The organism is Aeromonas sp. DNRA1 (assembly GCF_963888745.1).
Taxonomy (GTDB): Bacteria; Pseudomonadota; Gammaproteobacteria; order Enterobacterales; family Aeromonadaceae; genus Aeromonas; species Aeromonas hydrophila.
The window spans coordinates 121,670-141,430 of sequence record NZ_CAWPKQ010000005.1; the positions used below are offsets into that span (position 1 = coordinate 121,670).

Consider the following 19,761-nt stretch of genomic DNA (forward strand, 5'->3'; position numbering starts at 1 on the left):
CATATCTTCTTATTACTGCTGTGGCCGGAGGCTGACATGCTCAAAATTGCCGATCACACCTTCTCTTCGCGCCTCTTTACCGGCACCGGCAAGTTTGCCCGCCCGGATCTGATGGCCGCCGCCATCGAGGCGAGTGGTTCCCAACTGGTCACCATGGCCATCAAGCGGCTTGAACCGGGCAAGGCCCACGACGATATCCTGAGCCCCTTGCTGCAACTCGGGGTCAAGCTGCTGCCCAACACCTCAGGCGCCAAGACCGCCGCCGAGGCGGTGTTTGCCGCCCATCTCGCCCGCGAGGCGCTGGGGACGAACTGGCTGAAGCTGGAGATCCACCCCGATCCACGCTATCTGCTGCCCGATCCCATCGAGACGCTGAAAGCCGCCGAGCAGCTGGTGAAAGAGGGCTTTGTGGTGCTGCCCTACTGCGGGGCCGACCCCGTGCTCTGCAAACGGCTGGAAGAGGTGGGCTGCGCCGCCGTGATGCCGCTCGGCGCGCCCATCGGCTCCAATCAGGGGCTGGTGACCCGGGAGTTTCTCTCCATCATCGTCGAGCAGGCAAATGTGCCTGTGGTGGTGGATGCGGGCATAGGTGCGCCGAGCCACGCCGCCGCCGCCTTTGAACTGGGGGCCGATGCCGTGCTGGTCAACACAGCCATCGCGGTGAGCGGTGACCCGGTTGCCATGGGCCGCGCCTTTGCGCTGGCCTGCACTGCAGGGCGCAGCGCCTATGAGGCAGGCCTTGGCGCCCGCGCCCTGCAGGCACAAGCCTCCAGCCCGCTCACCGATTTTCTGGGGGAGTTATGAGTCATGAAACAGGGGCGGCCATGAATACTTCCCCTTTGCCCCAAGCACAGCCAGAGGATTGCCCCCCTCTCCCTCTGGGAGAGGGGCTGGGGGTGAGGGCTCAGGGGGAAATAGGATCAAAGATCGCCCCCTCCTTTCTCGACCGCTGGCAGGAGCTTGAGTGGGACGATATCGGCATGCAGATCCGCGCCAAAACTGCCGCCGATGTGGCCCGCGCCCTGAGCGCCCCCCGCCGTACCTTGGCCGATTTTATGGCGCTGATCTCCCCAGCCGCCGAAGCGTACCTGCCGCAGATGGCGGCCGAGGCCGAGCGGCTGACTCGCCAGCGCTTTGGCAACACCATCGGCTTCTATGTGCCGCTCTATCTGTCGAACCTGTGCGCCAACGACTGCACCTACTGTGGCTTCTCCATGAGCAACCGCCTCAAGCGCAAGACCTTGAATAGCGATGAGATTGAGCGCGAGTGTCTGGCCATCAAGGCGCGCGGCTTTGACAGCGTGCTGCTGGTGACCGGCGAGCACGAGCACAAGGTGGGGCTCGCCTATTTTCGCGAGGTGATGCCCATCATCCGCCGCCACTTCAGCACGGTGGGGATGGAGGTGCAGCCCCTCTCGCAGGCCGAATATGCCGAGCTGAAAAGCCTCGGCCTCGATGCCGTCATGGTCTATCAGGAGACCTACCACGCCCCCACCTACGCCCGCCACCACCTGCGCGGCAACAAGCGGGACATCGCATGGCGCCTCGCCACCCCGGATCGGCTCGGCCGCGCCGGTATCGACAAAATCGGGCTGGGGGCGCTGATCGGTCTATCTGCGGACTGGCGTGCCGACAGCTACTTTGTTGCCGAACACCTCGCCTGGCTTGAGCGCCATCACTGGCAGAGCCGCTATTCGCTCTCCTTCCCGCGCCTGCGCCCCTGCACCGGCGGACTGGAACCTGCCGTGGTCATGTCGGATCGCCAGCTGGCCCAGCTTATCTGCGCCTGGCGCCTCTTCTCGCCCACCCTGGAGTTGTCCCTCTCCACCCGCGAGTCGGCCACCTTTCGCAACGGCGCAGTGCGCCTTGGCATCACCCAGATGTCGGCCGAGTCGCGCACCCAGCCGGGGGGCTATGCCGAAGGGGATGCCGAGGAGCTGGAGCAGTTCGCCATCCACGACGACCGCCCGGTGGGGGAAGTGGCCGCCGCCGTGCGGCAGGCGGGGTTGCAGCCGGTGTTTAAGGACTGGGAACCCTTCCTGGGCCGATAGGGGCGGCCACGCCCTTTGCCGGCGGCATTCCGGCGTCCAGCCAGACTCCGTGCCTGTGGCGAGCAGGCACGGCTTCGCCGTGCAATCGTAGGGTCGATTAGCAGTCAGGCGTAATCGTCCGTTCCGAGGTATGGCGTTGGCGGCAGGGGCCGTTGTGTGGTGGCACGGCTTTGCCGTGCTGGATGCGAGGCCGCTGGCCTCGAAGGGGTTTCGCCCGCCCTTCGGGCCGGGGCGAGTGACTTTGGAAAGACCCAAAGTCACCAAAGGTCTTTTCCCCCGCCAACCCGGCCGCTACGCGGTTGCCCTCGGGTCAGGTGCAAGGTCGGACGGACCGCCGCAGACGGCACATCCCTGTGCCAGCTGCGTCTGCGCCATCATCCCTGATGGCGTTCCTAACCTTGCCGCTTCCCCTCGGCGGATTGGAGGGGGAACCAAAACCGTGCCCGCCATAACCTCAGGGAGTAGTCGTAGGGTGCAATAAGCGGAGCGCATTGCACCGCTATTGTGATGAGAGGTGCAATTCACTTCGTTCATTGCACCCTACGTTGTGTTATCAAGCATCTCTTGCATCAATATTTAGCTTCATTTCAGCAAGGATTTCACGTCTCTTGTCTTCGACTTGCATTCGAAGATGTTTTAGCATAATCGGAAGCTCTGCATGATTATTGTTAGATGAATATTCATAGATGTGTAACTTCTTCAGGTCTCTATAAGATACTTTTATTTGTTCAGAAATCGGTGCTGGCATGAATATATAATGTGGGCGTAAAGTTGAATATTTAAATGCACAGTCATCAACAATCATTGAGATGACTGGGTCATCCATAGAAAACCCAACAAAAAGAAGTGTATAATTGACAATCAAATTTTCAAAGAAGGCTCTGTATAATGCGCTTCCATATGCCCTTTTAATATAGTCAGATTTCGTGAAAATCAAACTATCCTCATCATCAATGCTTCCATGCATCTTTATTATATATATGTTGTTGTCACGAAATATCTTAAAAGCTTTTGCATCAATGCCTTTTAAAACAGTGGGGTAGCGGTCTTCTAGTGGAAATAAAATTCTTCGGTTTTCCTCCAGCAATCGGTCGAAATTGGTTGTCACTAATATTCGCTGATCTATTTTCAATATCTCTGTTTGCAAGTCGGAAATGTCGGCAGCCTTTGAGTATTCAGCATTTATTATTTTAGACCACTCGTCACTTCCAATCGAATTTTTTGTTATTTCACACGCTAAAAGGTAATCAGACTTTCTAATAAGCCCGTTCACAATTTCTCTAATATCAGGCGAAAGATAGTCGTTTGCGATATCAGATAGAAATGTTTCCCATGTTCTTATCTTTTTACCATCAATAGGTTTAGCGCTAGCTGATACACCTGAGCCAACAAATATTGCAACTTTCTTTATTGCAAAATCATATATTAAATCAGCATTAAATTGATAATCAGACATGCTTTAGCCTCTGACATCAATATATGAGGCAATATTTCTAATGAATTTTTGTGATAAACCAAGATATATCACTCGAGCTTTTTTTCGCAGGGTTGTATATGAACCTGTCGCAACAATACTGATCATCGGCATATGATCTGTTTGGCTTTTCGGTGCGAGACTTGCTAAGTGTCTTATTTCACCTATATTGGGTTCGAAATTGTCCGTCAAATAATAACCTTTAAGGTATTTATTTATATTTAAAGGTAATGTGACTTTAATTTTTTCATATGCTGCAACTGTTTTTGGGCTGCCTTCTTGTGACATCTCTTTATGCTGTTGCATCACATAGCCAAAAAACTTAATAGCTTTATCCATGTCATCAATATTCATTGGTATTTCTGATGGCGACTCAGCCATAGATAAACCATTCTTAAACTCCCTCTTCCATTGTTCTATAGCTGACCCAATGTTTTTTAATGCCCATGAAGAAAAAATATCAATGCTCATCGGAACAACAAAACCATCTGTGGTGAGAAGTATTGAACGGTTAATTGCACCTAGGGATGGACCCATGTCAAAGAAAATTAAGTCGTATCCATCTGCTTTAGCGATTAGATCAGAAAAAACTAGGGTTGTTCTAATGCCTCTAATACCACCGGCTTTGGCATCTCTCCAATCCTGAGCCAATAAGTCCTCTTTCAAAGCAAGCCTTGGATCACCTATTATAATGTCAATTCCAAAGTTCTCTGACTTGATAATAGGAAGGTCTTTTAGATAACCTTTTCCGATAGATAGAGGGTGTATAACACTATAGATTGTCGATATGTCGTCTCTTGTGTCATCATCATAAGTGGAGAAGAATTGATCGTCAGAGAGAACATATTGTGTCAGATTGCATTGTGGGTCAGCATCTACAACAAGTATTTTCAAATCAAAGTTTTTAGCTAAATTTGCTGCCAAGTTAGCTAATAGGGTGGTTTTCCCAACACCACCTTTGTTATTAAAAAAGCAAACGGATACAGGGGGGCTATTCTTTATTTTTTCTATAAAAGGCTGATCTTCCAGTTTTGCCTTGAACTCTAGGTTGCTTCTCGTTCTTGACACAGTCATAGTCCTTTTCACTTGTTGTGTATTTCGACTATTCTATCTTATCTTATTAGGTTAGTTCCAGCGCATTTTTGAACCAATGTCACATTGCTAATTAAAAAATAAAACTTCTTAATGGTGAGATTTATTCGGTATGGATGTTGCTGTTGGAATTATGATGTGAAATAGGTCCTAATAATAATTTTTAGGATGGGCATTTTATAAAAATTGAATGGCAGGATATGTTTTATTTATATTGAAATCATATCGTCCATATTAGTGATTACATAAAAAGCAATTTTAATAAAGCGCTAAAAAATCTGCTTTTCAGGAAGTAACTGATATGCCCCGGCGGCATATCGGGCAGCTGGCCAAAGACCTCGTAACCCTGCTTCTGGTAGAAGGGGAGGGCCTGAAAACTGGTGGTTTCCAGATGGTAGTTTCTGATGCCCTTGCTTTGGGCGTACTGCTCCATGGCGCCGAGCAAGCGGCCACCTCAGCCGTCGCGGCGGATGCTTTCGTCGATCCAGAGCCAGTCGACGTGCAGCCAGCCCCACTTGATGTCGGCGATGATGCCGCCGTGTACCTTGCCCTCTTCATCCTTGATAAAGCTGGCGATCCGCTCGTGCAGATGGGTGCCGGCGTGATCCTTGTTGTAGCCCGAGAGACCAATTCGCAGCGCTTCTATCTCATCGTCCTGAGGCGGTTGGGGTGGGGTGAGTTGCATAGTGCTTCCTGCATTAGGGGGATGATGTCCGTCGGATTGCGCAGTCGGTCTTTCGGCTGCGTTACTGTTAATGCTTTACCGGTAGAACCCTAACGGAATCGGGTGGAGCCTTGCTACCCTTTTGTGCCCTCTGCTTCGCCAGTCTCTGTCGTCCGGTGGTGGTGGGCGCATCGACCCCGCCGGGGTTTGTCTCTAGCATAAGGAGGATGCGGGGCAGGGGCTCCGCCATGCGGGTGGTGGTTGATGCCCGTTTACGGACTTTTGGCGGAGAGAAAAGATGAAGCTGCGTTCCTTGTTGATGGTGGGGGCCCTGCTGCTGGGCGGTTGTGCGGTCAATCCCTACGGTGGCACTCAGGCTCCTGTCAGTGAACCGGACCAGCCAGTGAGCCAGCCGGACAAGCCGGTGACCAAGCCGGATACCGGGGCGCCGCTGCCCAAACCGGTGGCACCGACCGGGCTGGCGCTGGCCATGGCCGATGCCTTTGTGCTGGCCCCCGAGGTGCGGGAGCTGGCGCAAACCGGCCAGCCGGTGCTGCTGCTCACCCCGCCCCAGAACGGCACCGGCGAGCCGGTGGACACCCACGCCATGTCGGCGGCCATGAGCAAGCGCATCCAGAGCAAGAGCGGTTTTCGCTTTGTCGACCCGGGTCAGGTGGCGGCCATCACCGGCCAGCTGGAGTATCAACAGGGCAGGATGAACCCGGCCTCCCTGGTGCGGCTCGGTCGCCAGACCGGCGCCGGCTACATGCTGTACGGGGATCTGGTGGCCGAGGGGAGCCGCTATCGGCTGTCGATGACCCTGATGGAGCTGCGCAGCGGCGAGCTGCTCTGGAGCGGCAGTCGCTCCGCCAGCCACTGAGGATGCCGAAGGGCTGACAGGTTTGTCAGCCCTTCACGCTTTGAGCGGGGCCAGCAGGTTGAGATAATCGAGCAGCGAGAAAGGGTGCGCAAAGCCCGTCAGCTTGGCCAGCCTGTCCAGCTCTGTCTGTCCAACTTGCTGTAACTGTGCCTGCTGAGCCGGCGTGAGCGTCGTGGATCTTGCCTTGATCAGGGTATCTAGCAAGGCGCGGTCTCCGGCGACTGCCTGATGAAACGCCTTGATCGCCAGCGCATCTACCGCTGCGGCGGTGCAGCGTTCCATGCTCTTCTCATGCAGGTAGACAAGCACCGTCACCTGTTGCTCTCTTTCCAGCGACCAGAAGCGATCCTCTTTGGGAGGCAACGCGGGTTTGTGGCGGGCCTTGCTTGCCTCACAACGCGCAAACGCCGGATCCAGATCGTGCAACGACAGGGCCATGGCGTTCTGGCTTGTGGTCAGCAACAGACACAGTGCACCCAAGGCCGGGCTGAGGTGCGTGGGTTTGGCCTTGCCCTTGCCCTTGCGCTCGGTGGTGAGTGGCGACAGCGGTCTCATACCTGCTTTTTCAGAAAATAGGTGGTATGCCCGGGTGGCATGTCCGGCAGCTCGCCAAAGACCTGGTAACCCTGCTTCTGGTAGAAGGGCAGCGCCTGGAAGCTGGTGGTTTCCAGATGAAAGTTGCTGATGCCCTTGCTGCGGGCGTACTGCTCCATGGTGGCGAGCAGGCGGCCGCCCCAGCCATCCTGGCGGATACGCTCGTCAATCCAGAGCCAGTCCACGTGCAGCCAACCCCACTTGAGGTCGGCGGTGATGCCGCCATGCACCTTGCCCGCTTCATCCTTGATAAAACTGGCGATGTGCTCGCGCAGGTGGGTGCCGGCCTGGCTGATGTTGTAACCCGACAGGCCGATGCGCAGCGCGTCGACATCCTGCTCGGCAGGGGGTTGGGGTGGGGTCAGGTGCATGGTCTCTCCAAAGCCGGGTAAAGGGCCTCTATCCATAACCGTTCAGACTCGATGTGGTCAAGTGGTTGCCCGACCTCAATGGCGATCAGCCTGCCGGGCGGGCAACCTGCGTCACAGCTGCGGGAAGTAGCAGGCGGCCATGTCGACCGGATGATCGGGGCAGCCAGGCAGGTAGAAGTGCCAGCCCGCATCGGTGAAGGCGCGCAGCTCGCTCTCCACGAACTTGAGGGCGAGGCTGAGGGCCTGCAGGGCATCGACGCCATAGATGAAGGTCTTGTTGCCAAGGCCGTCCAGCCTCACTTTGCAACGCCAGTCACCACCGGCGGACTTGGGGTCCGGCTCGGGGGCGCGAATGGCAATCTTCACGGTCAGCTGTTCTCCCTCGATGCTGATGGCATCGAAGCGGGCTTTCACTATGGCTCTCTTCATCTGGACGATCCTTTTCCGGGGGCCGGCGCCTGTCTGGCCGGTGGCTGATGGTCGGTGAGCCGGCGGTCAGTGGCAGACTCAGGAAGGTCAGCCTAATGGATGCGGGCGTCGCAGACAACGGGTGCAGCGACGGTCTGTGAGGCAGGGTGAATATCCGAGCGCCGCTGCTCTTTTGAGCGAAGAGGGGCGGGGCAAGCGCTATTTTCCCGCATTGCTTGATGCGCATCCATGAATGGCGGGATCCCTCGCTGGCTCGGCGCCATTCCCGGCACGATAATTGGGGCAGGCGCCAGCCCGGTGTGCGCCTCTCGTCCCCCGGATCCAAGGAAACCGCATGACTCTTTCGGTCAAGCAACTATATGAAGTGATGGCCCAGCTGCCCGACCCCGTCTTCATCCTGAGCGAGGATGGCCACTACATCGAATACATCGGCGGGGTGGAGCAGCAGTCCTACCAAGATGGCAACCCACTGGCGGGCAAGCGGCTGGCCGATGTGCTGCCCGCCGCCATGACCCGCTGGGTGATGGAGCAGGTGACCCTGGCGCTGGATTCGGGCCAGGTACAGGTGGTGGAGTATGAACTGGCGGCGGTGGAAGTGGAGGGGATCGACGCCTCGGTCGGGCCGCAGGGGATGCAGCACTTCGAGGGCAAGATTGCGCCGCTGCCCTCCCGCTACGACGGCAAGCGGGCGGTGGCCTGGGTGACCCGCAACATCACCCGCCAGTACGAGCTGCAGCAGCGGCTCAAGCTGCAGAGCGAAACCGACCAGCTGACCGGCCTCTACAACCGCCGCTATTTTTTCGAGCACTGCCGGCTGCGGCGGGAGGGGGAGGCGCCCTGCGCACTGGTGATGCTGGACATCGACCACTTCAAGCAGATCAATGATCGTTTCGGCCACCAGCAGGGCGACCGGGCGTTGCAGCGCTTCTGCGCTTGCGTGGCTGCCCAGCTGCGGGCGGACGATATGTTCGTGCGCAGCGGCGGCGAGGAGTTTCTGATCCTGCTGCCCGGCATGAGCGAGCCGGATCTGCTGGCGCTGGCGGAGCGGATCCGGGCGGCCGTAGCGGCATTGCCGGCAGATCCGGCGGCCTTTACCGTCAGTCTGGGCACCACCTTGGTGCAGCCGGGGGAGGAGATCAATCAGGCGCTGGCCCGCGCCGACGAGTGGCTCTATCGGGCCAAGCGGGCCGGGCGCAACCGGGTCGCCCACTGCCCGGTGGCAACCGGCGCTCAGGGGTAAAACCGGGGCCGGCGACCCTCTTATATATGGCGACCAGCCCGGCGCCGATATATCAGGCGCAGCGGGCATAGTTCATTGCATAATTAACTGATATTTATGGACTGATGCTGTTAATATTAACGGGCCACTCTCTGGCCTTATTCAAGTTGTTGAACAACTCACCGAGGTTTTGTCGTTATGTTACCAGACGGAGCTGAATTGATTATCTTGAGGCCGAAATGACACATCTTATTTCCTTTTGAAACAATCCGATTCAAACAGTCATGAATTATTAACCTTGACCTTTATGGCGATTTCAACGATGGTAGCGTGGCATCCCCGTTTCCTCTTGGTGATCATGTTGATCGCAGGCGGGCTTGTTTTTTCTACGATCCGGTCGATATGCCGCTGCATATCACCAGCCTAATTACACGGGCCAATAAAATAAAAGATGACAGATTAATAAGGTGTATATCGCAATGAGTGTTGCTATTGCTGAAAAGAGTAATCCCGCATCAAAGTTGAAATGGGAGAAAAGTGATTCGGTATGGACCATGGGCTTATATGCCACTGCGGTCGGTGCCGGTACACTGTTTCTCCCAATTACCGTTGGCAGTAATTCACCGGTTATTTTGCTGTTTATATTATTGATGGCATTTCCGCTTTCTTATTATTCCCATCGGGCATTGAGTCGTTTTGTATTATCCAGCTCCCACCGGGAAGGGGATATTACCCACGTGGTGGAGGAGCACTTCGGTGCGCGGGCGGGCAAACTGCTGATGCTGGTCTACCTGATGGCCTTCTACCCCATCATTCTGGTCTACAGCATCTCCATCACCAACGCGATCCAGAGCTTTGTGGTGCACCAGCTGGGCAATGCCGAGATCCCGCGCGGCCTGCTGGTGCTGGGGGTGATGCTGGGTCTGCATCTGGTGCTGCTGGCAGGCAAGCAGATCGTGGTGTCTGCCATCAGCGTGCTGGCACTGCCCATGGTTGCCTTCCTCATCGGCCTCTCCATCTATCTGCTGCCCCAGTGGAGCCTCTCCTACTTCAGCGAGAGTCAGGGGGTGGACTGGCGCGACCCGGCGTTCTGGAAATCCCTCTGGCTGATCGTGCCGGTGATGGTGTTCTCCTTCAGCCACGCGCCCATCATCTCCTCCTTCAGTGCGGCGCAGAAGAAGCGTTGTCAGGCGAGCGCCGACCAGCGTGCCAAACGGATCATCAAGTGCAGCAGCCTGCTGATTTGCGGCAGCGTGCTGTTCTTCGTGGTGAGCTGCGTGATGAGCCTGAGTCAGGCCGAGATGGCGCAGGCCCGCATCGACAATATCTCCGTGCTGTCGGCGCTGGCGAACAAGTTCTCCAATCCGCTGATCGCCTACGTGGGGCCGCTCATCGCCATTCTGGCCATGTCCAAATCCTTCCTCGGCACCTCCATGGGGGTGAGCGAGGGGACGGTGAGCATGGTGAACGGAGCCTGTCGGGGGCTGGGGCTGTCGCTGCGTGAAGCGACCATCGCACGGGTCTCGTCGGTCATTCTGTTCGTGGTGACCGGGATCATCACCTACCTCAACCCGAACGTGTTGGAGATCATCGAGAAGGTGAGCGGGCCGCTCATCGCAGTGATCCTGTTCCTGCTGCCGGCCTGCTCCATCTATCGTCTGCCCGCCCTCAAGCGTTATCGCGGGGCGAGTACCCTCTTCGTGCTGGTGATCGGGCTGCTGGCCATCTCGGCCCTTATCTACGATCTGCTGTGACGGCGGATCCCGCACAAGTCAAAAAGGGCGACCCATGGGTCGCCCTTTTTCTTGGTGTTGTGGTCAGCCGAGCAGGGTGGAGACGCTCTGGCCGGCCATCAGCAGGCCGATGGCCAGGGCGCTGAACCAGACCAGGGTGGCGCTCACCAGCAGGTAGCCGCTGGCGACGAACAGGCCGTCGCGCTGCAGCATGCCGATGGCCAGCAGCAGGATGGCCCAGGCCGGCATGGCGTTGGTGAAGGGGATGGCCCCGAGCGGCAGCATCAGCAGCAGGGCCGCCAGCATGATCAGCAGGCCGTTGCAGCGGTTGATGGTACTGCTGCCGGTCAGCAGCAGCAGGCGCGGGCGGATGAAGCGATCGATGCGGGCCAGCAGATCCGCCCCCTTGTGCAGGGTCGGCTTGAGCTGCTCGGCGGCGAAGCGGCGCTCCATCAGGATGGCGGGCAGCCAGGGCACCCGGTTGAGGGTGATGCCGATGCCGATGAACAGGATCAGCAGGCCAAACGGGGTGCTGACACCGGGGATGGAGACCGGCAGCAGGAAGGGCACGGTGAGCAGCACGCAAAACAGCAGCATGCCCTGCTCGCCGACCAGGGCCAGCATCTGGCGCAGGCTGATATGGCTCTCCTCGATGGCGTGGGCGGTGGCCCGCAGGGTATCGGAGAGCTTGTTCTGGGGGTCGTTGAGTTGCGCGGCAACCATTCCCTGATGTCCTTCTGGTGAGTTGAACCGGCTCACCATGAGCCGATTGCGCGCCAGCATACGTGGCAGAGGTTAATCGGGGATGAATAACGGCAGGGGCGGCGAAGTGTGATCCCCCCGATGAAAACCACTTGATACAGGTCGGGTTTAGGATGGGGGCCAGGGGGCTCTGATATGCTTGACGGGCACTGATGCAGAGCACGGAGGAGCCGTGATGAAACGAGCAGGGATCATGATGATGGGTCTGTTGTTGCCGCTGGGGCAGGCCTGGAGCGCCGAGAAGGAGGCCGCCCTCGGCTGGCAGGTGACGCCGTTCTTCGGCTACAGCTCGGCCATCGACTTCGAGGCCAATGACGAGCCCAAACCGACGCCCGTTTCCACCCGGCTGGAATCCTTGCAGGGGGAGCGTTCCGGCAGCTGGGGCCTGTTCATCAGCAAGGAGGTGGATGACCCTGGCATGATAGAACTGCTCTACAGCCATCAGTCCACCCACCTCTCCCCCGATCAGCCGGATCGCTTGACGGTGGATACGCTCCACTTCGCCGGGGCACTCACCCTGTCGGACAACCTGATGGCCCCCTACATCGGCGCCGGGATCGGCGCGACCCGCTTTGCCGCCTACGACAGCGAGGTGGCCCCCTCCATGTCGCTGGCGCTCGGGGTGCAGCCGCGCCTGACCGAGCATCTGGCACTGCGGGCCGAGGTGCGCGGCTATGGCTCGCTGGTCAACGACAACAGCCAGTTTCTCTGTAACCCGGACCAGTGCGTGTTCAAGGTGCGCGGCGAGCTGGTGACCCAGTGGCAGGCCAATATCGGCCTGACCTTGCGGTTTTGAGCCCCTTGCACTGCGGCGCTTTGCCACCCCTGCCTCGCGCACTGCCCTCGCTGTCGACCCCGCGGCTGCTACTGCGGGCATTGGATGCCGGAGACAGTGCCGATCTGTTCGCCATTTACGGGGATCCTCTGGTCATGCGTTTCGTCGGCGAGCCGCCGTTTCCCTCCCTCGCCACTGTGGCGCAGATGCTGGCGAGCGTCGAGCGGTTGCTGGCCGCCGGCAAGTCGCTGGAGTGGGGACTGGTGGCGCGCGACAGCAGCCGCCTGATCGGCACCTGCGGCCTGCACAGCTTTGCGGGGGAGGCCGGTCTGCGTCAGGCAGAGGTGGGCTGCATGCTGGCTCGCAGCCACTGGGGAGAGGGATGGATGGCAGAGGCGCTGACGGCCCTGATCGCCTATGCCCGCCAGCTCGGCCTTGCCACGCTAGTGGCGGATATCGAGCCGGACAATCTGCCCAGCCAGCGGCTGTTTCGGCGGCTGGGCTTTGTCTGGCAGCAGGCTACCTGCTACCGCTTGTCGCTTGAGAGGATCACAGCAGACCGCGAGTGAGGCGGCTGAGCGGCTCGTTGACGTCGAACAGCTTGAACTGCACCGCGCTGGCGCCCATGGCGAGCACCCGCTGCTCGTGCATGGTGGCGTAGGCGAGGGCGCTCGCCTCATCCTCGAACAGATAGATGCCGCCAGCCTCGCCGGTGCGTGGGTTCTCGGTCCAGATCTTGGAGATGAAACCCGGCTCCTTGGTGATGGACTCGGCCAGCGGCATGGCCGCGGCGGTGAGGGCCGGCCCCATCAGCTCGACGGGGAAGTTGAAATGGATCTGCAGCAGGCTGGGCATGGTGCACCTCTCGTGGGCGTTGAATGACGGAGCCCGCATCATAGGAAGCCGGCATCTTGGCTGCAAGAAGGCACATTTTCGTGGCATAATTACCGCAAAGTAACCACTCGCGAGCCATCCCTTGTCCTCACTGCCCTGTCCCGCCTATCGGGTGCTGCGCCTGCTGGCCGGCAAATGGAAACCGGCCATCCTGTTTCATCTGCGCGCGCAGACCCTGCGCTTTGGCGACCTGCGCCGCAGCCTGCCCGAGGTGAGCCAGAAGGTGCTCACCGCCCAGCTCAAGGAGCTGGAGAGCGACGGCGTCGTCATCCGCACCCTCTACCCCGACGTGCCGCCCCGGGTGGAGTACAGGCTGAGCCCGCTTGGCGTCGCCCTGCTCCCCCTGCTTCAGCAGATGCACGACTTCGCGCTGAGCCACGGCGATCTGCTGGCGCAGAGCGAAGCGGGGGCAACCCGCGACGACTCCCATCTCGGCGAGCCCGGTTAATCCTGCGCCGGCCAGACCATCACCCACTCGGCGCAGCCGGTGTGGGGATCCATGGCGTCGGCCGCCACCTGAAATCCTTGCGCGCGATAGAAGTCGCACGCGGTCCGGTTCTGCTGGTAGACCTGCAGCCGCAGGGTCGGCAACTGCTGTTTGGCGTGCTCGAGCAGGGCCTTGCCCAGCCCTTGCCCCTGCTGCGCGGTGGCCACGAAGAGGGCGGCCAGGGAGCCCTCATGCAGGGAGTAGAAGCCCAGCACCTGCTCACCCCGACAGAGCAGCTGGCTGTCGGCGGCGGGCAGATAGATCTCCCGCATCGGCGCCAGGTTGGCGTGCCAGTAGGCGGGCTCGATGAAGTGGTGGGCCTGCAGGGAGGCCTCCAGCCAGATGGCGAGGACGGCCTCGGTGTCGGCTGGGGTGAAGGGGCGGATCTGCATGGGTGTCTCGTCTGGAATCATCACAAGGGAGGCATGGTAACAGCACAGGCCCCGTCGTCACCCGGTGAGTGGCCAAAGTGGTACCTCCATAACAAAACAGGCGACCCGCAGGTCGCCTGTTGCCGTTAGCCGGCGTAGGGGAGGGAGGAGTGGTGCAGCACGATGCGTACCTTGCCGTCGTCCCCCTTCTTGAAGCCCCAGGTCTTGTCGACCGTGGTCTGCTTGTTGTCCCGGTCGGTCAGGTGCACCTTGCCCATGGTGAGGGCCATGTCGCCGTTGATGTAGACGGCGGCGTTGTCGTAGTTGTAGCTCTGCCAGTTCTTGAGGGCGAAGCCGGTGTCGGCGGGATAGGCCTGATTGTTGCCGACGAAGTAGGCCAGCGCCCCTTCCTGATTGATGCGGAAGGTCTGTTCGCCGCCGGCCAGGGTCGGTTTGAACAGCACGGGGCCATGGTGGTAGCCGTAGGCGCCGTCGAGCACGGCGGTGGCGGTGGCTCTGGCCTTGTCGATGCCGCCGCTGCGGTAGTCATCGCTGATCTGGATCAGGGCCTTGCCCCAGGCATCCTGCGCGGCCTTGATCTCGGCTTCGGTGATGTTGTTGTTGGCGATTTGGGTGGCGCTGAGGGAGCCGCTGGCGGCGAGCAGAACGAGGACAAGGCCGGATTGCTTGGTGAACAGCATCTTGGTGAGCAACTTCATACGGTCGTGACTCCTGGGTGTCGCGTTTAAGGAGTCCCGGAGTTTATCTATCCGCGATGAATAAAAATTGAACCCCCCATTCAGCCTTGAGTGGGGAGGGATCGGGTTCCCTCCCATCCTCTGTGCCCCTCAGCGGGCCCGCAGCAGCCAGCGACTGGCTGCACCCAGCGTCAGCAGCCGGTAGCCGAGCAGGGAGAGCGCCAGCAGCGCCGGTACCTTCAGCAGCTCCCACCACACCTGTTTGCCCTGCGGGCCGAAGATCATCAGCCACACCACCAGCATCATGTGCAGACAGTAGAGGCCCAGCACCTTGGGGGCCTGGCGCTCGAGCCAGCTGCCCTTGCCCCAGCTGGGGTTGGCCAGCAGCAAGCCGAACAGCCCCAGCGCCCAGGGCAGGGAGCCAAGCAGGAAGTCGTGGCGATTGAGGGGCACATCGGCAAAGTGCAGCAGCCCTGCGGCCTCCAGGGCGTAGAGCCCCATCCCCGCCATCATCAGCAGGGCGCAGCGCCTGGCATCCGGCTGCCAGGCGCGCAAGCGCAGCTCGGTGCCAAGGGCCACGAACAGCAGCGAGAAGAAGGGGCCGTTGCGGGTCAGCAGGGCCCACTCACCCCCCAGCAGCGGCGGGCCATAGGAGCCGCCGAGCAGGGCCAGCCCGTAGAGCAGGACGCCCAGCAGCAGGGCCAGCCGGGGCAGGCGGGCCAGCTGGCAGAGCGCCAGGATCAGTACCGCCAGCATCAGGGCGGGTAGGAACCAGAGGTGGATCATGCCGCCCACCCACCAGGTGTTGAGCGGATCCCCCAGCTGCATCTGCCACTGGCTTGCCATGGCCGGCAGGTAGCCCTCGCTCACCGCCGCGAGCGGGTTGAACGGTATCAGCACGTAGAGCAGGCTCCACGCCAGCCAGAGCCCCAGCAGCGGGCGGCAGTAGCGCAGCGCTACCGTCAGGGGGTGGCCTGTGGCGAGAGCGGGTTGCAGAAAGTAGCCGGCGCAGAGGAAGAACAGCGGCACCGCGAAGCGGCAGAGCTGGTTGATGACGCCCCCGAGCCAGAAGTAGAGGGTGCCGTCCCACAGGGTGGGGTCGAAGGGGTTGCTGAAGGGGGAGAGATGAATGGCCATCACCGCCATGATGGTCACTACCCGTCCGCATTCGATGCTGGAGATGCGCATGCTGCCTCTTGCCGCTTGGGTTGAGGGCGCACCCTAGCAGCCGCAGGCGATCCTCATCCAGCCGCCTGGCCGGCAACTGTGACCCCCATCGGCGGCCGGTTACCCTTTGTTACCCGAGGTGCGGGCAAGGTTACCGCCGCCGAGAGACAGATCCCGTTTTGCCGTCGGTAAACGCGCTAGAGCAGGGCCACCAGCACGGTGACCAGGGCGCCCAGCAGCAGCAGGGCGATGCCGCGCGCGGCCGGGCCGTGCAGCTTGTTCCACATCAGCAGGCTGGTGAGGGCCAGCAGCAGCATGGCCAGCGCCGCCAGATCCCCCACCAGCTGCCACGGCAGGCCGGTGCCCATGCCGCGGTGCAACCGGTTGAGGCTGGCGGCGAAGTTGGCCTGCTGCAATTCGGTGCGCACCAGCAGGGTGCCCGCCACATAGCTGGCGGCCACGCTCTGGCTGAGGGTGACGCCGCGCATCTCCCAGCGGGCCGGCAGGGTGAGCGGGCCGTCGGGGGTGGGCAGGGTCTGGGGCGGGGTGAGCTGGACGCGCCCCTCCTCGAACCCTGCTGGATAGCGTTGCTGCAGCAGGCTTTTCAGCTCATCCGGGCTGCTCAGCGGTGCGCTCAGCACTATCTCTTCGCTGGATTTCTCGGTGTGGGGGCCGGGCAGCGGCAGTATGGCCCTGTGTTGCAGCCAGAGGCCGGTGAGGCCGTAGAGTAGCATCAGGGTGAGGGTGGCAAAGCCGGCCCAGGCGTGGATGCGGCGCACCCACTTGTTGTTGTGCAGGGGGAGTTTTCTGCGTCTCATTGCTCGGTGCTTCATAAAAATCTGGCCAGCGGAAGCTGGCCAGAGGGATCGGGAAAAGGGAGGGATCAGAAGCGGTAGGCGGCGCTCAGATGCAGCTGACGGGGTGTGCCCGGCATGATCTGGGAGGCGCTGGTGGCGCTGACGAAGTAGTCGTGATCGGTCAGGTTCTCCACGCTCAGCTGGGCTTCCCACTGCTGCCAGCGGTAGCCGGCACGGGCGTCGAAGCGGGCGTAACCGGGCAGGGTGGTGGTGTTGGCGTTGTCGGCGAAGCGATCGCCCACCGCGGTCACCCCGGTCTCGCCGAACCAGCCCTGCTTGCCGCTCTGATAGCCGGCGAACAGCTCGCCGTTCTGGCGAGAGACGTTCATCGGCCGCTTGCCTTGCAGATCGGCGTCCGCCTTGACCTGCTCGGCATCCTGGATGGCGATGCCGCCGCGCAGGTAGAGCTCGTCGGTCAGCTGGGCGCGGGCGCTCAGCTCGATCCCCTCGGTGCGCTGCAGACCGGTGAGGATCACCTTGGTGGGATCCAGCGGATCCTTGCTGCGCTTGTTGTACATCTCCAGCCGGTAGAGGGAGAGGGTGGTCGCCAGCCGGCCATCCAGCCAGTCGCTCTTCACGCCGCCCTCGTATAGCCGGGTGTGCTGGGGATCCAGGTTGTTGTTTTTGTCGCCCGGGGTGATGCCGATAAGCTCGCCGCCCACCGGGGTGAAGGTCTTGCTGTAGGAGGCGTAGAAGGCGTGCTCCTCGATCGGGTTCCACACCAGGCCCAGACGCGGGCTCAGGCTGGTGACCGAGACGGTCTCCTCCTTGTTGAGGTCGTTGCGGCGGCTGGTGACGGTGAAGTCGTCGCGGCGCAGACCTGCCAGCAGGTGCCAGTCACCCAGGCTGAGCTGATCCTGCACATAGAGGCCGTAGCCACGCACCTTGTGGTTGGCGTCGCTGGAGAGCTTCATGGCGCCATCGTAGGTGGGCAGGGAGCCCGGATCATAGAGGTTGCCGGCCGGGATCGCGGTGGCGTTCTGGTAGAGCTTGGGGGTGCGCTCCTGCCAGTTCTGCTCGAAGCCTACCAGCAGACGGTGCTCGATGGGGCCGGTCTGCAGCTGGCCTTCGGCCTCGGTGTTGCTGATCAGGCTGTTGGCCTTGAGATCCTGCTGCCAGCGGGCGCGGGTCACCTGATCCCCCTTCACGCTGGTGACATAGGTGTTGTCGAACTGGCTGTCGAGGCTGGTGTAGCCCAGCTGCTGACGCAGTTGCCACTGATCGTTGATGTCCCAGGTAAGGCGGGAGCGGGTGGACTGGGCCACGTCGTCGATGAAGTCGCGGCGGGTGTCGCTGTAGACATACTCCTTCGGCACGTCGGCCGGCCGGCCGTTGACGCCGGGGATGCCGCGATCCGGGGTGCGGTCGTGCTCGTTGTGCTCGTACTGCAGCAGCCAGTTCAGCTTGTCGTTGATCTCCCAGTTGACGGAGGGGGCCAGCAGGGTGCGCTTGCTGGTCACGCCGTTGCGAAAGCTGTCTTTGTCTTCCTGAGCCAGGTTGAGGCGCACCTGCACCTGCTCACCCGCTTCGCCGTTCAGGTCGGCGGCCAGCCGGCGGCTGTCGAAGCTGCCGACCTGGGCGCTGACGCTGGACTCCAGCCCCTTCTGCGGCTTCTTGCTGACCCGGTTGACGATGCCGCCGGTGCTGCCACGGCCGTAGAGCACCGCCGCCGGCCCCTTGAGCACTTCGACCCGCTCGGTGTTGCCAAGGTCGCGGGTGTACTGCATGTCGTCGCGAAAACCGTCCAGATAGAAGTCGTTGCTGGCGCTGAAGCCGCGGATATTGACCCCGTCGAAGCGGGTATCACCGCTGGCGTTGACGCCGGGGATACCGGTCAACGCCTCGCTCAGGGTGGGCTGGCCGAAGGCGGTCAGCTCGCTCGCCTTGACGCTGTCGATGGCCTGCGGCACCAGTTTGGCCGGGGTGTTGGTGCGGGTCGCGGTGGCAACCTCTTCATGTTGGCTGCGTTTGCCGACCACTGTCATGGTCTCGTCTTCGGCGTGTGCGCCGGCGCTCAGGGCCAGCAGGGCGACACTCAGCAGAGTGCGCGGGTGGTGAGGTGTGTGCATGTTGCGTGTTGACTCTTGAAGAAGCGACCTGATGGTCTGAACTTGTTGATTTATTTGTAATTATTTTGTTTTCTCCCATCTGGGAGGATGCTAATGATATTGATTTTCATTAGCTGTGCAATAGAAACATGTTTTGGCGATGGGACTGGGTATCGGATGGCTCGCCGCCGCCGGCAGGGCGCCCTGTCGGCAAGGTGACGGGAGGAGGGAGAAAGGGGGATGGGGGGCTCAGTGGTCGGTGGCGGAGGGGGCTATCTCGGCCAGCTGCTTGCCCAGTACCAGCCGCGGCGCCGGGTCGGTCTGCAGCGGGATATCCTGCAGCGGGGTGCCCTGCAGGTTGCGGTGGATGATGTTGGCCGCCATCTGGCCGAGGGCCCGATAGCTGCTGATGGTGCCGACTGTGCAGCCGTGCTCGACATAGAGCTCGGCGCTGCAGATGGTGGGGATGCCCGCCTCGTTGAGGGCGGCCAGCAGTTCGGGGGCGATGGAGAGCAGGTAGCTGTCGGCGGCGAGAAACACGATGCTCTCTTTGGCGTCGTGCTGCAGCCGCTTGAGTTCGCTGGCCAGCCGCCGCTTGTCCGGCGCGATGCGCCAAGTAGTGAGATCCCACTGGTAGCGATGGGCTTCGCGCAGCAGCAGCTCGCCGGTCAGCAGGGTGTTCTGTTCGCGCGGGTTGAACGGCAGCAGCAACCCTTTGCCAGCGGGCAGATAGCGGCGGGCGTTGGCGAGCTGCAGCGCCATCGGCACCATGTTGCTGGTGCCGGCCACCATCTGGTTCTCCGTCTTGTCGTCGGACAGGAATCCGGCCCCGACGGGGTCGGACACTATGCTGAAAATCAACGGTTTGCGGTTGCCCACCAGGCTCTTGACCATGGCCGTGGCGGTGGTGCCGAAGCAGTAGATGTAGTCGTAGTCGGTGAGAGAGGGCAGCAGTTGCTGGCGCAGCAGGGTGGCCAGCACGGTTCTGTCCTGATTGGCGTTGAAGGTGACGAAGGTGGGGTGATGACCGAGCCGGTTCAGCTCGTCGCGAAAGCCGCGCTCGGCATCGGTCTCGCCGCGCCACAGCACCATGGCGATGGTCAGCGCCTGGGCGGGCAGGGCGCAGAGCAGACAGCAGCAGATGAGCAGGCGTAGCGGCATGATGATCTCCTCGTCGTGGTTCTGTTGAGCCTAG

21 protein-coding genes and 1 pseudogene are annotated in these 19,761 nt (G+C 60.6%); 8 read left to right on the forward strand and 14 right to left on the reverse strand.

The window, feature by feature from the left end; translation table 11 throughout:
- The first annotated feature begins 36 nt into the window (after window positions 1-36).
- Window positions 37-804, forward strand: a complete 768-nt coding sequence (locus AACQ43_RS16500; protein ID WP_168967917.1) for a thiazole synthase — start codon at window positions 37-39, stop codon at window positions 802-804.
- Between the two features lie 20 nt (window positions 805-824).
- Window positions 825-2,051, forward strand: a complete 1,227-nt coding sequence (thiH, locus tag AACQ43_RS16505) for a 2-iminoacetate synthase ThiH (RefSeq protein WP_168967918.1) — start codon at window positions 825-827, stop codon at window positions 2,049-2,051.
- Between the two features lie 553 nt (window positions 2,052-2,604).
- On the opposite strand, the gene AACQ43_RS16510 is transcribed toward thiH, so the two are convergent.
- The 3 genes and pseudogenes from AACQ43_RS16510 to AACQ43_RS16520 all read right to left on the reverse strand — a co-directional run bounded on the left by AACQ43_RS16510 (window position 2,605) and on the right by AACQ43_RS16520 (window position 5,302).
- Window positions 2,605-3,507 carry an SIR2 family protein gene (locus AACQ43_RS16510; RefSeq protein ID WP_168967919.1) on the reverse strand — a complete coding sequence of 301 codons (903 nt, stop codon included), beginning with the start codon at window positions 3,505-3,507 and terminating at the stop codon, window positions 2,605-2,607.
- Window positions 3,508-3,510: 3 nt separating this feature from the next.
- Window positions 3,511-4,593, reverse strand: coding sequence for a ParA family protein (locus AACQ43_RS16515; RefSeq protein WP_211162584.1), 1,083 nt, complete (start codon window positions 4,591-4,593; stop codon window positions 3,511-3,513).
- A gap of 265 nt (window positions 4,594-4,858) precedes the next feature.
- A pseudogene (locus AACQ43_RS16520) lies at window positions 4,859-5,302 on the reverse strand (GNAT family N-acetyltransferase).
- A gap of 277 nt (window positions 5,303-5,579) precedes the next feature.
- Here AACQ43_RS16520 and AACQ43_RS16525 point away from each other — a divergent pair.
- Window positions 5,580-6,161 (forward strand): penicillin-binding protein activator LpoB, encoded by a 582-nt coding sequence (locus AACQ43_RS16525; RefSeq protein ID WP_168967921.1) that lies wholly within the window; start codon window positions 5,580-5,582, stop codon window positions 6,159-6,161.
- A 33-nt stretch (window positions 6,162-6,194) separates the two neighbouring features.
- Here the strand turns inward: AACQ43_RS16525 and AACQ43_RS16530 are convergent, their stop codons facing one another.
- From AACQ43_RS16530 to AACQ43_RS16540, 3 genes are all read right to left on the reverse strand, one after another.
- The gene (locus AACQ43_RS16530) at window positions 6,195-6,716 is read right to left on the reverse strand and encodes a hypothetical protein (RefSeq protein ID WP_168967922.1); all 522 of its coding nucleotides are present in this window, start codon (window positions 6,714-6,716) and stop codon (window positions 6,195-6,197) included.
- A complete protein-coding gene (locus AACQ43_RS16535; RefSeq protein WP_117405468.1) occupies window positions 6,713-7,126 on the reverse strand; it encodes a GNAT family N-acetyltransferase in 414 nt (137 codons plus the stop codon). The genes AACQ43_RS16530 and AACQ43_RS16535 overlap by 4 nt, the downstream gene beginning before the upstream one ends.
- A 111-nt stretch (window positions 7,127-7,237) precedes the next feature.
- Complete coding sequence (locus tag AACQ43_RS16540) at window positions 7,238-7,555, reverse strand: DUF6968 family protein (RefSeq protein WP_077095753.1); 318 nt, start codon at window positions 7,553-7,555, stop codon at window positions 7,238-7,240.
- A 334-nt stretch (window positions 7,556-7,889) separates the two neighbouring features.
- Between AACQ43_RS16540 and AACQ43_RS16545 the strand changes: the two genes are divergently transcribed.
- Together AACQ43_RS16545 and AACQ43_RS16550 are read left to right on the forward strand one after the other, a co-directional pair.
- A complete protein-coding gene (locus AACQ43_RS16545) occupies window positions 7,890-8,795 on the forward strand; it encodes a GGDEF domain-containing protein (RefSeq protein ID WP_168967923.1) in 906 nt (301 codons plus the stop codon).
- Between the two features lie 458 nt (window positions 8,796-9,253).
- Window positions 9,254-10,528 (forward strand): amino acid permease, encoded by a 1,275-nt coding sequence (locus AACQ43_RS16550; protein WP_045790796.1) that lies wholly within the window; start codon window positions 9,254-9,256, stop codon window positions 10,526-10,528.
- A 63-nt stretch (window positions 10,529-10,591) separates the two neighbouring features.
- Here AACQ43_RS16550 and AACQ43_RS16555 read toward each other — a convergent pair whose 3' ends face one another.
- On the reverse strand, window positions 10,592-11,230 hold the full coding sequence (locus AACQ43_RS16555) for an exopolysaccharide biosynthesis protein (protein ID WP_016349228.1): 639 nt from the start codon (window positions 11,228-11,230) through the stop codon (window positions 10,592-10,594).
- Window positions 11,231-11,444: 214 nt separating this feature from the next.
- On the opposite strand from AACQ43_RS16555, the gene AACQ43_RS16560 reads away from it, so the two are divergent.
- The gene (locus AACQ43_RS16560) at window positions 11,445-12,065 is read left to right on the forward strand and encodes an outer membrane beta-barrel protein (RefSeq protein ID WP_168967924.1); all 621 of its coding nucleotides are present in this window, start codon (window positions 11,445-11,447) and stop codon (window positions 12,063-12,065) included.
- Window positions 12,066-12,070: 5 nt separating this feature from the next.
- Window positions 12,071-12,613, forward strand: coding sequence for a GNAT family N-acetyltransferase (locus AACQ43_RS16565; RefSeq protein WP_168968082.1), 543 nt, complete (start codon window positions 12,071-12,073; stop codon window positions 12,611-12,613).
- On the opposite strand, the gene AACQ43_RS16570 is transcribed toward AACQ43_RS16565, so the two are convergent.
- The gene (locus tag AACQ43_RS16570) at window positions 12,594-12,899 is read right to left on the reverse strand and encodes a monooxygenase (RefSeq protein WP_168967925.1); all 306 of its coding nucleotides are present in this window, start codon (window positions 12,897-12,899) and stop codon (window positions 12,594-12,596) included. The genes AACQ43_RS16565 and AACQ43_RS16570 overlap by 20 nt on opposite strands.
- Window positions 12,900-13,020: 121 nt before the next feature.
- Here AACQ43_RS16570 and AACQ43_RS16575 point away from each other — a divergent pair, with 121 nt between their 5' ends.
- Window positions 13,021-13,386, forward strand: a complete 366-nt coding sequence (locus AACQ43_RS16575) for a winged helix-turn-helix transcriptional regulator (RefSeq protein ID WP_168967926.1) — start codon at window positions 13,021-13,023, stop codon at window positions 13,384-13,386.
- On the opposite strand, the gene AACQ43_RS16580 is transcribed toward AACQ43_RS16575, so the two are convergent.
- The 6 genes from AACQ43_RS16580 to AACQ43_RS16605 all read right to left on the reverse strand — a co-directional run bounded on the left by AACQ43_RS16580 (window position 13,383) and on the right by AACQ43_RS16605 (window position 19,727).
- Window positions 13,383-13,817, reverse strand: coding sequence for an N-acetyltransferase (locus tag AACQ43_RS16580; RefSeq protein WP_168967927.1), 435 nt, complete (start codon window positions 13,815-13,817; stop codon window positions 13,383-13,385). The two genes, AACQ43_RS16575 and AACQ43_RS16580, sit on opposite strands and share 4 nt — an antisense overlap.
- A gap of 125 nt (window positions 13,818-13,942) precedes the next feature.
- Window positions 13,943-14,515 (reverse strand): hypothetical protein, encoded by a 573-nt coding sequence (locus tag AACQ43_RS16585; protein WP_168967928.1) that lies wholly within the window; start codon window positions 14,513-14,515, stop codon window positions 13,943-13,945.
- 129 nt (window positions 14,516-14,644) lie between these two features.
- A complete protein-coding gene (locus AACQ43_RS16590; protein WP_168967929.1) occupies window positions 14,645-15,682 on the reverse strand; it encodes an acyltransferase in 1,038 nt (345 codons plus the stop codon).
- A gap of 176 nt (window positions 15,683-15,858) precedes the next feature.
- On the reverse strand, window positions 15,859-16,479 hold the full coding sequence (locus tag AACQ43_RS16595; RefSeq protein ID WP_168967930.1) for a PepSY-associated TM helix domain-containing protein: 621 nt from the start codon (window positions 16,477-16,479) through the stop codon (window positions 15,859-15,861).
- Window positions 16,480-16,544: 65 nt separating this feature from the next.
- Entirely contained in the window at window positions 16,545-18,587 is a 2,043-nt protein-coding gene (locus tag AACQ43_RS16600) for a TonB-dependent receptor (RefSeq protein ID WP_168967931.1), read from the reverse strand.
- 228 nt (window positions 18,588-18,815) lie between these two features.
- Window positions 18,816-19,727: an ABC transporter substrate-binding protein gene (locus AACQ43_RS16605; RefSeq protein WP_146061963.1), complete on the reverse strand. Its 912-nt coding sequence runs from the start codon at window positions 19,725-19,727 to the stop codon at window positions 18,816-18,818.
- Window positions 19,728-19,761: the final 34 nt, after the last annotated feature.

Excerpts from the sequence above, each read along its gene's own strand:
- AACQ43_RS16500 (WP_168967917.1), top strand. The coding sequence starts at position 37 with ATGCTCAAAATTGCCGATCACACCTTCTCTTCGCGCCTCTTTACCGGC.
- thiH (WP_168967918.1), top strand. The coding sequence starts at position 825 with ATGAATACTTCCCCTTTGCCCCAAGCACAGCCAGAGGATTGCCCCCCT.
- AACQ43_RS16510 (WP_168967919.1), bottom strand. The coding sequence starts at position 3,507 with ATGTCTGATTATCAATTTAATGCTGATTTAATATATGATTTTGCAATA.
- AACQ43_RS16525 (WP_168967921.1), top strand. The coding sequence starts at position 5,580 with ATGAAGCTGCGTTCCTTGTTGATGGTGGGGGCCCTGCTGCTGGGCGGT.
- AACQ43_RS16530 (WP_168967922.1), bottom strand. The coding sequence starts at position 6,716 with ATGAGACCGCTGTCGCCACTCACCACCGAGCGCAAGGGCAAGGGCAAG.
- AACQ43_RS16535 (WP_117405468.1), bottom strand. The coding sequence starts at position 7,126 with ATGCACCTGACCCCACCCCAACCCCCTGCCGAGCAGGATGTCGACGCG.
- AACQ43_RS16540 (WP_077095753.1), bottom strand. The coding sequence starts at position 7,555 with ATGAAGAGAGCCATAGTGAAAGCCCGCTTCGATGCCATCAGCATCGAG.
- AACQ43_RS16545 (WP_168967923.1), top strand. The coding sequence starts at position 7,890 with ATGACTCTTTCGGTCAAGCAACTATATGAAGTGATGGCCCAGCTGCCC.
- AACQ43_RS16550 (WP_045790796.1), top strand. The coding sequence starts at position 9,254 with ATGAGTGTTGCTATTGCTGAAAAGAGTAATCCCGCATCAAAGTTGAAA.
- AACQ43_RS16555 (WP_016349228.1), bottom strand. The coding sequence starts at position 11,230 with ATGGTTGCCGCGCAACTCAACGACCCCCAGAACAAGCTCTCCGATACC.
- AACQ43_RS16560 (WP_168967924.1), top strand. The coding sequence starts at position 11,445 with ATGAAACGAGCAGGGATCATGATGATGGGTCTGTTGTTGCCGCTGGGG.
- AACQ43_RS16570 (WP_168967925.1), bottom strand. The coding sequence starts at position 12,899 with ATGCCCAGCCTGCTGCAGATCCATTTCAACTTCCCCGTCGAGCTGATG.
- AACQ43_RS16580 (WP_168967927.1), bottom strand. The coding sequence starts at position 13,817 with ATGCAGATCCGCCCCTTCACCCCAGCCGACACCGAGGCCGTCCTCGCC.
- AACQ43_RS16585 (WP_168967928.1), bottom strand. The coding sequence starts at position 14,515 with ATGAAGTTGCTCACCAAGATGCTGTTCACCAAGCAATCCGGCCTTGTC.
- AACQ43_RS16590 (WP_168967929.1), bottom strand. The coding sequence starts at position 15,682 with ATGCGCATCTCCAGCATCGAATGCGGACGGGTAGTGACCATCATGGCG.
- AACQ43_RS16595 (WP_168967930.1), bottom strand. The coding sequence starts at position 16,479 with ATGAGACGCAGAAAACTCCCCCTGCACAACAACAAGTGGGTGCGCCGC.
- AACQ43_RS16600 (WP_168967931.1), bottom strand. The coding sequence starts at position 18,587 with ATGCACACACCTCACCACCCGCGCACTCTGCTGAGTGTCGCCCTGCTG.
- AACQ43_RS16605 (WP_146061963.1), bottom strand. The coding sequence starts at position 19,727 with ATGCCGCTACGCCTGCTCATCTGCTGCTGTCTGCTCTGCGCCCTGCCC.